9 protein-coding genes are annotated in these 13,983 nt (G+C 65.7%); 4 read left to right on the top strand and 5 right to left on the bottom strand.

Going from position 1 to position 13,983, the window contains the following annotated elements:
- Positions 1–37 precede the first annotated feature (37 nt).
- From P0R31_RS25205 to P0R31_RS25220, 4 genes are all read right to left on the bottom strand, one after another.
- Positions 38–694 carry a glutathione S-transferase family protein gene (locus P0R31_RS25205; RefSeq protein ID WP_275516976.1) on the bottom strand — a complete coding sequence of 219 codons (657 nt, stop codon included), beginning with the start codon at positions 692–694 and terminating at the stop codon, positions 38–40.
- Positions 694–1,857, bottom strand: a complete 1,164-nt coding sequence (locus P0R31_RS25210) for an acyl-CoA dehydrogenase family protein (protein WP_275516978.1) — start codon at positions 1,855–1,857, stop codon at positions 694–696. Before P0R31_RS25210 ends, P0R31_RS25205 begins: the two co-directional genes overlap by 1 nt.
- Before the next feature lie 122 nt (positions 1,858–1,979).
- A complete protein-coding gene (locus P0R31_RS25215; RefSeq protein WP_275517120.1) occupies positions 1,980–3,116 on the bottom strand; it encodes an acyl-CoA dehydrogenase family protein in 1,137 nt (378 codons plus the stop codon).
- Between the two features lie 116 nt (positions 3,117–3,232).
- Positions 3,233–4,003 (bottom strand): helix-turn-helix domain-containing protein, encoded by a 771-nt coding sequence (locus P0R31_RS25220; protein ID WP_275516980.1) that lies wholly within the window; start codon positions 4,001–4,003, stop codon positions 3,233–3,235.
- A 187-nt stretch (positions 4,004–4,190) separates the two neighbouring features.
- Between P0R31_RS25220 and P0R31_RS25225 the strand changes: the two genes are divergently transcribed.
- The 4 genes from P0R31_RS25225 (at position 4,191) to P0R31_RS25240 (ending at position 10,521) form a co-directional block, all read left to right on the top strand.
- Entirely contained in the window at positions 4,191–6,455 is a 2,265-nt protein-coding gene (locus P0R31_RS25225; RefSeq protein WP_275516982.1) for a marine proteobacterial sortase target protein, read from the top strand.
- Between the two features lie 170 nt (positions 6,456–6,625).
- Positions 6,626–7,195, top strand: a complete 570-nt coding sequence (locus P0R31_RS25230) for a class GN sortase (RefSeq protein ID WP_275516983.1) — start codon at positions 6,626–6,628, stop codon at positions 7,193–7,195.
- 133 nt (positions 7,196–7,328) lie between these two features.
- Positions 7,329–9,548 (top strand): acetate--CoA ligase family protein, encoded by a 2,220-nt coding sequence (locus tag P0R31_RS25235; protein WP_275516985.1) that lies wholly within the window; start codon positions 7,329–7,331, stop codon positions 9,546–9,548.
- Between the two features lie 148 nt (positions 9,549–9,696).
- Positions 9,697–10,521, top strand: a complete 825-nt coding sequence (locus P0R31_RS25240; RefSeq protein ID WP_275516987.1) for an MlaD family protein — start codon at positions 9,697–9,699, stop codon at positions 10,519–10,521.
- Between the two features lie 443 nt (positions 10,522–10,964).
- Here P0R31_RS25240 and P0R31_RS25245 read toward each other — a convergent pair whose 3' ends face one another.
- Entirely contained in the window at positions 10,965–13,961 is a 2,997-nt protein-coding gene (locus tag P0R31_RS25245) for an autotransporter outer membrane beta-barrel domain-containing protein (protein WP_275516988.1), read from the bottom strand.
- Positions 13,962–13,983 lie beyond the last annotated feature (22 nt).

The following is a 13,983-nucleotide window of genomic DNA, read 5'->3' on the forward strand; positions in this document are numbered from 1 at the left end:
GTCGATGCTGCGCACGCCGGAAATGACAGCCTGGACCTTACGCCCTCACCCTCGGCGCGACATTCTGCTCCTGCCCGGCCTTTTGCTCCGCAGCAACCGCGCGCTTGAAACCCTCGCGCTGCTGCAGCCGCCCCCAATAGGCTGCGACGTTTGGCCCGAAATCCTTGGCGAGCCCGATATTGCTCGCGAGCCGAAGCGCGTAACCGATGACGATGTCGGCGGCGGTGAAGCGGCCGGCGCACAATGTTTCGGCATTCGCCGTCGCTGCCTCAACGGCGCGCAGGCGCCCCAGAAACCATTTCGCGTAATCAGTGGCGACCTGCGGGTTGCGACGCTCCTCCGGCTCGAGCTGGGTGTATCTCAGCACCAGCGTCTGCGGGAAGGTTAACGTGGCATCGCTGAAATACATCCAGTTCAGGAACGTGCCATAAGCGGGATCCTCCGGTCCGACCATCAAGGGCGTCGGGCCGTATTTGATGCCGAGGTAATGGCAGATGCCGGAGGATTCCGTCATCCTGGTCTCGCCGTCGATCATGAAGGGAATGGTGCCGAGCGGATTGAGCGCGAGATAGTCCTTGGCGAAGACGCGCGGCGGGAACGGCAGCATCTTCAATTCATAGGGCAGCCCCATCTCCTCCAGCATCCAGAGCGGGCGGAACGAGCGCGCGGCGTCGCAATGATACAGCGTGATCATCAAGCACTTCCTTTGCTGCCCGGCAGCGTTCCCATCATCTTGCACAGGACCATCAGCATGACCTCGTCGGCGCCGCCGCCGATCGAGGTCAAGCGGCTGTCGCGATAGGCGCGGCTGACCGGCGTCTCGTTGGTAAAGCCCATTCCCCCCCAATATTGCAAGCAGGCGTCGGTGAGCTCACGGCCGAGCCGGCCGGCCTTCAGCTTGGCCATGGTCGCGAGCCGCGTCACGTCCTCGCCGGCGACCAGCTGCTCGCCGGCGCGATAGATCAGCGCGCGCAGCAGCTCGACCTCGGTCTGCATCTCCGCGAGCTTGAAGTGCACGACCTGGTTGTCGAGGATCGACTTGCCGAACGCTTTGCGGTTGCGGGTGTATTCGATGGTCTGGTCGATGATGTATTCGTGCGCCTTCAGACAGGCGGCCGCGCCCCACAAGCGCTCCTCCTGGAACTGGATCATCTGGTAGGTAAAACCCTGGCCCTCCTCACCGATCCGGTTGCGCTTGGGCACGCGGACATCGTCGAAGAAGATCTGCGCCGTGTCGGAGGAGCGCATGCCCATCTTGTCGAGCTTGCGGGCGATCGTGACGCCCCTGCTCTTCATGGGCACGCAGATCAGCGACTTGTTGCGGTGAACCGGGCCATCGCCGGTGTTGGCGAGCAGGCAGATCCAGTCGGCCTGGGTGCCGTTGGTGATCCACATCTTGCCGCCATTGATGACGTAATCGTCGCCGTCGGAGCGCGCCTGGGTCTTGATCGAGGCGACGTCCGAGCCGGCGCCCGGCTCGGAGACGCCGATGCAGGCGACGTAGTCGCCGGAGATCGAGGGGGTGAGGAATTCGCGCCGCACCTCGTCGGAGCCGAAGCGCGCCAATGCCGGCGTGGCCATGTCGGTCTGCACCCCGATCGCCATCGGCACGCCGCCGCAGGTGATGGCGCCCAGCTCCTCCGCCATCATCAGCGCGTAGGAATAGTCGAGGCCCGAGCCGCCGAACGCGACCGGCTTGTTCAGGCCGAGGAAGCCGAGGCTGCCCATTTTCTTGAACAGCTCGTGCGCGGGGAAGATGTCGGCCTTTTCCCACTCATCGACGTGCGGATTGATCTCGTTCGCGATGAACTTCTGCAGGCTGCGGCGGATGTCGTCGTGGTCGTCGGTGAATAGCATTTTGTCCTCTCGTCATTCCGGGGCGCGCGGAGCGCGAGCCCGGAATCCATTTCTCTACGGTGCGTGCGGCCCGATGGATTCCGGGCTCGACGCTTCGCGTCGCCCCGGAATGACGGCGTCCGTCACAACCCCATCTGCCGCGACGCCAGGTCCTTCATGATCTCCTCGGTGCCGCCGCCGATGGCGTTGACCTTGACCTCGCGGTAGATGCGCTCGGCCTTGATGCCGCGCATGAAGCCGGCGCCGCCGAAGATCTGCACGGCCTCAGAGGCGCAGAAGGCCATGGTCTGCGTCGCCTGGTTCTTCATCATGCAGATTTCGGCGACCGGGCTCTCGCCCTGCTCGAGCCGCCAGGCCAGCATCTCCAGCATCGCTTGCGATGCCGCGACCTTCTGCGCCATGTCGACGATCTTGTGGCGGATGACCTGGTGCTGCGCGAGCGGCTTGCCGAAGGTCTGGCGCTCCCTGGCGTAGGCGATCGCCTCGTCGAGGCAGACCCGCGCGAAGGCGGTGCAGCTCGCGGCCATGCCCATGCGCTCGCTGTTGAAGTTCTGCATGATGATCTTGAAGCCTTGGCCCTCTTCGCCGATCAGGTTCTCGGCGGGCACGCGGCATGCGTCGAAATGCAGCGTCGCGGTGTCGGAGGCCCACCAGCCCATCTTCTTCAGCTTCGTTCTGGACAGGCCGGGCGTGTCGCCTTCGATCAGGAGCAGGCTGACGCCGCCGGCGCCCTCGCCGCCGGTCCGCACCGCAACTGTGAGATAATCGGCACGCATGCCTGAGGTGATGAAGGTCTTCTCTCCGCTCACGACGTAATGATCGCCGTCGCGCCGCGCGCGGGTGCGCAGGTTTGCGACATCCGAGCCGCCGCCCGGCTCGGTGATCGCCAGTGCGGAAATCTTCTCGCCGGCCAGCACCTGCGGCAGCACGCGCGCCTTCACCTCGGCCCGAGCGGCCCGCGCGATCGGCGGCGAGCCGATGGTGTGGCTCATCAGGCTGGCGCTGACGCCGCCTGCGCCGGCGCGCGCAAGCTCCTGGCTCGCCACGATCTTCATGAACTGGTCGGCGGCGATGCCGCCATATTCTTCCGGGAATCCGAGTCCCAGCAGGCCGATTTCGGCCGCCTTGCGATAGAGCTCGCGCGGGAATTCGCCGGCTTCGTCCCAGTCATGGGCGAAGGGGGTGATCTCCTTCTCGACGAAGCGCCGCATCACGTCGCGGAACGCGTCGTGCTCGGCGGTATAGAACGGGCTCTTCATCGCGAGACTTGCCTCGAAAGGATTCGTCCCGGCCACCATGGCTCGAACCTTGGCCGCTCACTTGCGCGGAGTGGCTGATCGTGCGGACGCTTCGAGCGTGAACGTCTTATCCGGGGTCACAACGTCAGAAACAGCGCAAACGGCTCTTCCACCGTGCGGCGCAAGTGCTGTCGATACAGGGCATGGTTGGGATCCTCGGGCGCAACCCGGCCCAAGGAGGGTTTTGGAATATTCCTGAGCGGCACATAGGCGATCGGCGCCGCGATCGGCGTGAGCTGCGAGCCGGGCCCGGCGCGCAGCGTCGAGATGATGCCGTACATCTCGCCTGATACCGTCGGCCGCGACACCGTGATCACGCGGTGCTGGCCGTGCTTGATGATGACGAGGTAGATGAAGCCGGACTGATGCGGAACGGCGACCTCGCCGGTATGCTCGTAGGCGGCATCGGTCCGCTCGCCCTCGCGGAAGACCAGCGACGAGACCTTCGGCTCCCAGGCGATCTCGGTGCGGTAGGCGAAGATCGCGTCCCTGTCGCCGAACGACGGCCGCAGGGTGATGTAGACGTCCTCGAGCCAGGTCACCGCGCGATGCGCATAGGAACCGAGGCTGTCGGGCGCGACGTCGTTTGCGGCCGGGGGCGTCGCCACGATGACACTCTTGCGCAAGGAGACGCCGAGCGCCTGCTCCAGCCGGACCGTCGTCGCCAGCGTGAACGGCCGCCGGCCACCGAGCACCTTCTCCAGCGTCGACAGGCTCAGCTTGGCCTGCTCGGCCAGCGCCTGCCGCGACATCCGGCGCCGGGCGAGCTCCTCGCGAATGGTCTCGGCGATCTCGCGGCTCTGCTCGTCCGAAAGCTGTTTGTCGGTGAGTTTGTCCTGCGTCTGCATCGTCAGCCCTGCTCCAGGCCGGTCACTCTAGCAGGGCGGACAAACCAGCACAAAACCGCACATGACCGCCCCGGCTCAAGCGAGCCCGGGCCGGCCGCGGCGGAACATTGCCGATCATTCTGCTCGCGAAATCCCGCCGCGCCGGCGGATGTTGAGGACCAGCAAACATGCTTCGGGAGCAAGCCAAATGGACGCCTACGACATGGCCGACAGCGACGAACACCCGCTGTTGAGCCGCCTCATCAAGGTCGGACTGTTCCTTCTGGCGCAGGGCGTCGCCGTGATGCTGGTCGCCTTCCTGGCCCTGCTGGTGAGTTTTGGGGCGAGCTGGTCGGCAACGACCGAACAGGCCGGCCTGCTCCAGCCCGGCGAGGCGCGGTCGGGCAGCCTGCTGCTGAAGGAGGATGGCACCACGACGGAGGCGATCCGCCTCGGGACCGATATCGACATCACCGTGTCGGGCCCGACCTTGCGCGCACGCGTCACGCAAGCATTCCGCAACCCGACCAAGGATTGGGTCGAGGCCACCTACGTCTATCCGCTCGCGGCCGGCGGCGCCGTCGACACGCTGAAGATGGTGGTCGGCGACCGCGTCATCATCGGCGACATCAAGGAACGGCAGCAAGCGCGCGTGATCTACGAGGAGGCGCGACGCGCCGGCCAGAAGGCCGCGCTCACAGAGCAGGAGCGGCCGAACATCTTCACCAACTCGGTCGCCAATATCGGTCCCGGCGAAACCGTGCTGGTGCAGATCGAGTACCAGGAGCCGGTGCAGCAAGTCGGCAACGAGTATTCGTTGCGCCTGCCGCTCGTGGTCGGGCCGCGCTACAATCCCGCGCCGATCATCCAGAGCGTGGATTTCCGCAAGGATGGCTCGGGCTGGGGCGCGACGACGTCGGACCCGGTGCCGGATCGTGAGCGCATCTCGCCGCCTGTGCTGGATCCCGCCAAACATGCGCCGGTCAATCCGACCAGCATCATTGTGCGGCTGCAGGCCGGCTTTGCGCTCGGCGAGGTCAAGAGCCACCATCACAACGTCAGGACGGAAAGCCCGGACAACATGAGCCGCGTGGTGACGCTCGCCGACGGCGTCGTTCCCGCCGACCGCGACTTCGAGCTGACCTGGAAGCCGGCTGCCGAGAAAGCGCCGTCGGTCGGCCTGTTCCGCGAGCGCATCGGCGACGCCGATTATTTGCTCGCCTTCATCACCCCGCCGAGCGTCGAGCAGGCGATGCAGAAGCCGCTGCCGCGCGAGGTCGTGTTCGTGATCGACAATTCAGGCTCGATGGGCGGCACGTCCATCGTGCAGGCCAAGGCGAGCCTGCTCTACGCTCTCGGCCGCCTGCAGCCGAATGACCGCTTCAACGTGATCCGTTTCGACGACACCATGGACGTGCTGTTTCCGGCCTCCGTGCCGGCCGATGCCGCGCATGTCGGCGAGGCGACCTCGTTCGTGAGCGCCTTGCAGGCGCGCGGCGGCACCGAGATGGTGCCGGCGATGCGCGCGGCACTGACCGACAGGCTCGGTGACACCGGCATGGTCCGCCAGGTCGTGTTCCTGACCGACGGCGCGATTGGCAACGAGCAGCAATTGTTCGATGCGATCACGACGATGCGCGGCCGCTCGCGCGTCTTCATGGTCGGCATCGGGTCGGCGCCCAACACCTATCTGATGACCCGCGCCGCCGAGCTCGGCCGGGGCGCCTTCACGCATATCGGTTCCACCGAGCAGGTGGAGGAGCGCATGCGCGGCCTGTTCGCCAAGCTGGAGAATCCGGCCGTGACCGGGCTCAGCGCAAGGTTTTCCGAAGCGCAGGCCGACGTCACGCCGGCGATGATCCCCGACGTCTACCGCGACGAGCCGCTGGTGCTGGCGGCGCGGCTCGACAAGCTCGCAGGCGCGCTCGAGATCAAGGGACGCGTCGGCGACCGTCCGTGGTCGGTGACCCTGCCGCTGCAAGACGCCGCCGAAGGCAAGGGGCTGTCAAAGCTCTGGGCCAGGCGGAAGATCGCCGATGCGGAAGTGGCGCGCACCCTGCGCGAGATGACGCCCGAAGCCTCCGACAAGGCGATCCTGGCGTTGGCGCTCGACCATCAGATCGTCACGCGGCGGACCAGCCTTGTCGCGGTCGACAAGACGCCAAGCCGGCCCGAAGGCGAGCCGCTCAAGCTCAGCGAGCTGCCCATCAACCTGCCCGCGGGCTGGGACTTCGAGAAGGTGTTCGGCGAGCGGCCGCATCTGACGCCGACACAGCTGCACGAGCGTCACGCCGATGCGCGCAATCAGCCGGCGGCGCGACGGCCGACGCCTGCTGCGCCCGATGCGATCCGCCTGCCCAAGACCGCGACCTCGGCAGAGTTGAAGATGATCGCGGGCTTCATCCTGATCGTGCTCGCCCTGATCGTGTTCGTGTTCAACCGGCGTCGGCCCTTGCTCACCGACGCCGCTTGAGAGAGGAGCTCCCCGAACTCCTCTGTTAGCGCGCGCGGCTGCCCGTCCCTCCAAACGGCCGCGCGCGCCTTTTTTTACTGTCATTGCGAGCGCAGCGAAGCAATCCAGGCTGCCTCCGCGGAAAGATTCTGGATTGCTTCGCTGCGCTCGCAATGACGATCGTGGATAAAATGCCCCGTCTCATCTCTCCTCTGGCTCTCGCGCTTGTCGGCCTCATCCTGTTCGGCGACGGCGCCTATATCCACGCCAAGGCGTGGCTGGCGCAGGTGCTGCTGGAGCGGGCCTTCGACAGGAGCGTTGCGACGGGACAGGCGGTGAAGCCCTGGTCATGGGCCGACACCTGGCCGGTGGCGCGGATTGAGGTGAAGCGGATCGGCGCCAGCGCGATCGTGCTGGAAGGCGCGAGCGGGCAGGCGCTTGCTTTCGGACCCGGCCACATCCAGCACACGGCTGATGCGGGCGAACGCGGGGTTGCCGTCTATGCCGCCCATCGCGACACTCATTTCCGCTTCCTGAAGGATGTTGCCATTGGCGACGTCATCGATGTCACGCGCAGTGACGGTCGACACTTTCGCTATCGCGCGGATTCCTCGGCCGTGGTTCGCTTCGATGCAGCCGGCATCGATCCCATGGCACAGGGTTTCGAGCTTGTGCTCGCGACCTGCTGGCCGTTCGATGCCGTTACATCCGGACCCGAGCGCTACGTCCTGCATGCGACATTGATTGGCGCCGACGGATAGATCGCCGATCGGACTGACGCGCACCGATGCGCACTTCATTCCACCACACGGCATACCAGCCACGCAGTTGCCAAAGGACTCGCCATAGAACAGAGTGACGCGACACCAATAAGAACAACAGGTGAGGTCACGCATGGAAGCTCAGGTGCCTGCCGAGTCGGTTTCTCAGCGCCCCTGGTCTCCGCCACCCGATGCCAGCGACATCGTCAAGGGCATCCATGCCATGCTGCACCCGCGCAACATCGTGCTGGTGGGCGCGACCGACAAGCCCGGCAATTATGCCGAGCGCATCTGGAACAATCTGGTCAAATACGGCTTCGAAGGCGGGCTCTATCCGGTCAATGCCAAGCGCGACGCCATCTGGGGCGTTCCCTGCTACAAGGATTTTGCGAGCCTTCCGGATAAGCCCGATCACGTCCTGGTGCTGGTGCCTGCGCGCTTTGCCGTGCAGGTGATCCGCGACGCCGCCGCGGCCGGCGCGCGTTCGGCCACCATCGTCACCTCCGGATTCAGCGAGCTGCAGGATGACGAAAGCCAGAAGCTCGCTGCCGAATTGCAGGCGGCCGTGCGCGAGACGGGGCTCGCGGTCACCGGCCCGAACTGCCTCGGTAATCTGAGCGCCGGCGAGAACCTCTTCACCAATATCGACGATCGCATCGTCACCATGGAGCAGGGCGCAGTGGCGATCGCCGGCCAATCCGGCGCCATCGTCATGGCGATCCGCCAGGCGCTGGAAGACCGGGGTGTCGGCGTCGGCTACATGGTGACCACCGGCAACGAGGCCGGGCTCGAGACGCCGGACCTGATGCGCTACTTCGCCGAGGATCCGAACATCAAGGTGATCGTCGTCTACCTCGAAGGCGTGCGCAACACCAAGGCCTTCCGCGACGCCTGCAAGGCGGCGCGCGCGGCGAGCAAGCCAGTGATCGCGCTCAAGCTCGGCGCCTCCGAAGGCGGCCGCGCCGCGGCGATGGCGCATACCGGCGCGCTCGCCGGCTCGATCGAGACGTTCGACGCGATCGCGACGCGCGAAGGGGTGATCCGGGTCGGCGGCCTCGACGAGCTGATCGAGACCACCGAGTGCTTCGTGCACGCTGGCTTACCCAAAGGCGACCGGCTCGCCGCGGTGACGCTGTCCGGCGGCAAGCGCGGCATGCTGATCGACGCCTTCTATGCTGAAGGCCTGAACTTCGCGCCGCTGAGCCCGCATGTCAGCGCGGAGCTGGCGAAGATGCTCGGCCCCGGCTCGATCGTCGGCAATCCGCTCGATGCCGGCTTCGCCGCGGTGGTCGATCCCTCCGTCTACATGAAGTCGATCAAGCTGATGATCGACGACCCCGATATCGACATCGTCATCGTCGATGCCGAGCTGCCGAAGACGCCGCACGAGCTGCGCGAGCGCAATTTGCGCATCGTCAACGAGATGGCGAGCAAGGCGGGCAAGCCGGTGATCTACATCAGCGCGATGTCGATCGGCTTCACCGAATACACCAAGGACTTGCGGAAGTCGCTGCCGCATCTCGCGGTCATGCAGGGCATGGATCGCGCGGTGACCGCGATCAAGTCGCTGCTCGCCTATGCGAAGCTCCGCAAGGAGGTGCCCGATATCGTCTCGAGCTCGAAACCCGCCGCGCGCGCCGTGCTGGAGAAGACGTTGAAATCGGCGACCGGTGCCGCGCTCGACGAGGTCGCCTCGAAGAAGCTGCTCAAGGCCTATGGCATCCCGATCTCGAAGGAGGCGATCGCAACGACCGCGGCGGACGCCGTGAAGATTGCCAAGCAGATCGGTTTTCCGGTCGTGGCAAAACTCGTCAGCGCGGAGATCCTGCACAAGTCCGACATCGGCGGCGTGGTGCTGAACCTCAACAGCGCAGCCGAGGTGAAGAAGGCGTTCGCCGACATCACCGCGCGCGTGGCAAAGCTCAAGGGCAAGCCGAAGCTCGACGGCATCCTGATCGCGCAGCAGGTCAAGGCCGAGCTCGAGCTGGTGGTCGGCGCCTCGCTCGATGCCGAGATGGGGCCTGTCGTGCTGTTCGGCACCGGCGGCATCGACATCGAGCTGTTGAAAGACGTCGCGCTCGCCGGTGCGCCGCTGGACGAGAGCGAGGCACGGCTCCTGATCGGCCGCACCAAGGCCGGCGTCAAGATGCGCGGCTATCGCGGCAGGCCGGCCCTGCACGAGGCCTCGGCGGTGAAGGCACTGGTCGGGCTCTCAAACCTGATTGCGGATGCGGGCGATCGCATCGCCTCGATCGACATCAATCCGTTCCTGATCAACACCAGGACGGGCGTGGCCGTCGATGCCCTGATCGTGTTGAACAATGCTGCTGCAAAGCGTGCGGCCGGGCATTGAGGTGCGTGCGTAGGGTGGACGCGAGGCGTTGGTGGGTTACGCTTCCGCCTTCGCTCTTCGAGCTTCGGCGGACAAGTCGTTAACCCGCCTCAGTTAGCATCACGGCCTTCTTCCAACTTCCCCGCTTTGGCCGTAAAATCGCCCCTGCATGGCACGCGCGAGCAATCTTGTGATCGGAACGGCAACGCTGGCGGCGATCGCCGTGGCGTTCGGCGGCCTGCTCGGCGCGCAGAAATGGCGCACCATCCAGAGCCGCAGCCAGTTGCGCGTGGTGTTCGAAGGCGGCTCCGCCAGCGGGCTGCGCCGCGGCGGGCCGGTCAATTTCGACGGCGTGCCCGCCGGCCAGATCCTGTCGATCAAGCTGGACAGTCCGCGCAGGATCGTGGCGCTCGTCATGCTCGACAACACCGCGCCGATCCGCAAGGACACGGTGGCCGGAATCGAGTTCCAGGGCCTCACCGGCATTGCCGCGATCTCACTGATCGGCGGCGTCCCCTCTGCACCACCGGTGCCGCTGGATGCGGACGGCATCCCGGTGCTGACGGCCGATCTCAGCGACGCCGAAACCATCGTCGAAACCCTGCACAGCGTCGACCGCACCATCGTGAACAACGCCCCAGGGATCAAGGAGGGCCTGCACACGTTCGAGACCTATACCGCCGACCTCAGGAGCAAGGGCGCGGAGATCGATTCGGTCATGGCCAAGGTCGACAGCGCCTTTGCGGGCTTCGACAAGGCGGTCGCCAAGATCGAGGGCGCGGTGCCGGGCTTCGTCGATGGCAAGGCCGACGAGCTGTTCGAGAAGATCCAGGGGCTGCACGAGCTTGCCGGCACCATGAAGAAGAAATCGGCGGCCTATCTCGACGACATTCGCCGCTCGCTGCTCGACGTCAGCGAGGCCGCCAACAAGATGAGCGGCGCGCCGGCGCCTGTCCCCCCGCGCCCGCCGCGCAGGCCCGAGCAGAAGCGGTAGTGCTCTTTCTTACCCTCCCCTGGAGGGGGTCCGGGACGAGCGTAGCTCGCCCGTGGGCCGGCTCGCAGCGCGATAGCGATGCGAGACGGGGTGGGGTGACGGTCTCTCCACATCCGACACTGCCCGTGCTGAGAGATCACCCCACCCGCTCGCGCTCCCGCGCGATCGACCCTCCCCCTCCAGGGGCAGGGCTATCGCATATGCCTTGTGGCGGCGGCCGGTGCGCACGCCTCGTCCTTCGAGACGGCGCTGACGCGCCTCCTCAGGATGAGGCCAATCAGCGTCAGTGCCCGTTGAAACTGCTGCCGTGCACTCCGTCCTCATCCTGAGGAGCCCGCCTAAAGCGGGCGTCTCGAAGGATGGCTGCACGGAAAGGCTCTCAAATGCGATAGCCCTGCCCTCCAGAGGAGGGTGGTGGTCCCGCCTGATCCAGCAACGAACCCCTACCACGCGTAGCGCACGAGGGCCTTGCCGGCATAGGAGCGCGTGACGTTCGAGAACTCGCCCTCGAAGGTCGCCGACGCGGACCAGCCGTTCATCCAGTTCATCTGCGCCGATGCCGTGGTCAGCGCGGAATCGCGCGCCTGGGCGGCGCCGTTCACGACGAAGGCCGATCCGGGCAGGGCCTGGAACACCGCGCTGGCGGTACGATCCGGATTGTAATCATGCGCCCACGCCAAGCGGCCGCGGAGGGTCACCAGGCCGCCGGGCGCGGCAAACGAATTGTCCGCGCGCACACCGAGCTCGGTGCGGGTGTTGGTCACATCCTTGGCGGCATAGTCGAGGGCGAAGACGTTACTGCCGGCCACCGCGAACTCGGAATAGCCGGGGAGACCGAACATCGTGGACTGGAGCGCGGCATAGGGTGTGATGCCGACCCATTGCATGACGTAGCGATAGCCGCCCTCGACGCGGCCTGAAAACGCGTTGGCATTGAACTGGGCGCGCAGCTGGTCGAACCCGGCTGCGGTGACGATGCGATTGGTGGTGACATCCTGCCAGCCATAGGCCAGCGCCGCCGTGATATAGGCGGGACCAGCGGTGTGACGCACGAAAGCACCGGCCTGGAACAGATCGGAGCGGCCCCAGCCGAGGCCGTTGACGCCGAAGCTGGTGCCGCCGCCGGCAAGCGCGAAACCGGCGATGGTGGACGGCGAGAAGCGATAGTCGAGACCGACGGCCGTGCCGTAAACGCTGCTGGTGGTGTCGTTCGAGCCGAGAGCAGCGTGGCCGTCGGTGTTCTGCGAGCCGCCATAGCCGGCCGCCCACACGTCCCAGCGCTGCTCGAAAGTCGCCGCCGGCGCCTTGCGATGGATCGAGGCGAAGGCGTCGCGGGCGTCCTTGCGACGTGCAGCGTAGGCGTTGGCGCTCGCATCATCGGCATATGGCACCGCACCTGACATGCCGCTCCGTCCCGAATTGTAGACATCGGTCAGCAGGCCGAGGAACAGGTTCATCGCGTTGAACGTCGCCTGCTGCGAGCCTGCCGCGGACTCGCCGGAGGCTTGCGTCAGGCTGTTGGGACCGAGGCCGGCGAATTCGGCGCGCAGTGAGCCATTGGCGTTGAAAAAATTCTGAAGCGTGGTGGCGACGTTCTTCTGGTTGATGTCGAGAGCGTATTTCGCACCATAGTCGAGCGTAAAATTGAGATAGACAATGCCGCCGGGATCCACGCTGGTCGTGCCGATAAGACCACCGGGCGCAGCAACGCCGGCAAAATTGCCGATTGCGGCGCCGGAAAACTGCATGACCGTGTACTGGGGCAATATGGTGCTGCCGGCGTAGAGCGAGACGCCGACATTGCCGTTCAGGGTCACGTTGCCGAAGACATTGGCAAAGCTCGCAGTGGTCCCGCTACCGACCTGAACAAGGTACAGCGCACCGGACTGGAAGGCGAGGTCGCCTTGTTCCCACATGCTCGAGCCCGGCCCGCCATCGCCGGGCGCATAGATGCCGCCATTGGCGATAATCGCATTGCCGACGATCCCCGCGCCGAACAGCGCGCCGCCCGCGTTCACGGTGGTGAGGCTCGACTGCGAGATGTTGCCGTCGACACGCAGGATGCCACCGTTCACGGTGGTCGCGCCGGTATAGGTGTTCGTGCCCGAGAGGACCAGCGTGCCGCTGCCGACCTTCTCCAGCGAGCCCGGGCCAGCAGGACCGCAACCGCAGGGATCGAAATCGCCGATGACGCCGCTGACTTCGGTCGAGCGGTTGTTGCCCCCGACGACGAGGGTATTGCCGCCGCCGATATAATGGAAGCCGCTGCCTTCGATCGAGCCGGCCGTGATGCGGCCGTCGCCGTTCGGGCCAATGCTGGCCCCGAAATCGACGATGCCTGTTCCGGTGGTGATGAAGCGGGCGTTACCGCCGGTGGAATTGTCGAAGAACTCGGTCTTGCCGCCGTCCTTGGTGATGATCGTGGCATTGCCGGCGGTCGTGAACGCGCCGAAATTGGTGAGACCATCGGCTTCATTGATGATGGTCGCATTGCCGGCGCTCGCCGTATCGGAGCCGGCCAGCGTGCCGAATATGGTCCCGCTGAAATCCTTGTTCACGATCGTAGCCGAGCCCGCCGAGGCCTGTTCAAGAAAGGTGGTGCCGCCGCCGCTCTGGTTGGTGATGTTGGCCGCGCCGGCATTGGTCCGCGCGAAGAAGCCGACCAAGCCGCCGTCATTGATGATGGTGGCACGACCGGCCGTCGCGGTGTCGGAGCCGCCCAGATTAGGATCGCCGAAATACAGCTGGCCGCTGTTGGTGATCGCGATCGAGCTGGCGGAGCTGGCATTGAGAAACAGCGTCGTGCCGGAGATGGCATTTTGGATCGAGGTGATCCCCGACGTGTCGGCATTGACGACGCTGAAGAGGCCCTCGTTGGTGACGGCGCCGAGAATGCTCGCGGTATGGGTCGCGTCGCCGAGCTGCAGCGAGCCGCAATTGCAGATGAAGGTACCACCGCTATAGGTGTTGGCGCCGAGCAGCGCCAGCAAACCAGGTCCCTCTACCGTGATGCCGCCACCGCCGGTGATGCGCGAGACGATCGCCGCCGACGGATCCCCGGTCCCCGTGACATCGCTGGTGACGAACGTGGTGCCGCCGGGGGCCAGCCTGAGGTCGCCGCCCTGAATCGTATAGATCGAGCCATCGCCGGTGAGGTCGAAGCCGACGAGACTGGTCAGCTGCACGCCGCTCGGCGTGACCGTGACCGTTCCACCCGTTGCCGGCGTCGAAGGGCCGCTGCTGCCGAACATCGTTCCGGCCGACAACGGATCGTAGGCGGTGCTGATCGAGCCGGAGAAATCCGTCCAGTTGCTGGTGGTGGCGTCCCAAACGCCGCCGCCGCCATTGACGGCACCGTTCGGTGTGGTCTGCGAACCATTGAAATATTGCTGAGCTCCAGCCGGGGTCGTCACGACCGCCGCGCCCAAGGCGAGGCTCACCCCAAATGCCGCACCAATGGCC

The sequence above is a fragment of the Bradyrhizobium yuanmingense genome (assembly GCF_029167105.1).
In the GTDB taxonomy this organism is placed as follows: domain Bacteria; phylum Pseudomonadota; class Alphaproteobacteria; order Rhizobiales; family Xanthobacteraceae; genus Bradyrhizobium; species Bradyrhizobium yuanmingense_A.

Excerpts from the sequence above, each read along its gene's own strand:
- P0R31_RS25205 (WP_275516976.1), bottom strand. The coding sequence starts at position 694 with ATGATCACGCTGTATCATTGCGACGCCGCGCGCTCGTTCCGCCCGCTC.
- P0R31_RS25210 (WP_275516978.1), bottom strand. The coding sequence starts at position 1,857 with ATGCTATTCACCGACGACCACGACGACATCCGCCGCAGCCTGCAGAAG.
- P0R31_RS25215 (WP_275517120.1), bottom strand. The coding sequence starts at position 3,116 with ATGAAGAGCCCGTTCTATACCGCCGAGCACGACGCGTTCCGCGACGTG.
- P0R31_RS25220 (WP_275516980.1), bottom strand. The coding sequence starts at position 4,003 with ATGCAGACGCAGGACAAACTCACCGACAAACAGCTTTCGGACGAGCAG.
- P0R31_RS25225 (WP_275516982.1), top strand. The coding sequence starts at position 4,191 with ATGGACGCCTACGACATGGCCGACAGCGACGAACACCCGCTGTTGAGC.
- P0R31_RS25230 (WP_275516983.1), top strand. The coding sequence starts at position 6,626 with ATGCCCCGTCTCATCTCTCCTCTGGCTCTCGCGCTTGTCGGCCTCATC.
- P0R31_RS25235 (WP_275516985.1), top strand. The coding sequence starts at position 7,329 with ATGGAAGCTCAGGTGCCTGCCGAGTCGGTTTCTCAGCGCCCCTGGTCT.
- P0R31_RS25240 (WP_275516987.1), top strand. The coding sequence starts at position 9,697 with ATGGCACGCGCGAGCAATCTTGTGATCGGAACGGCAACGCTGGCGGCG.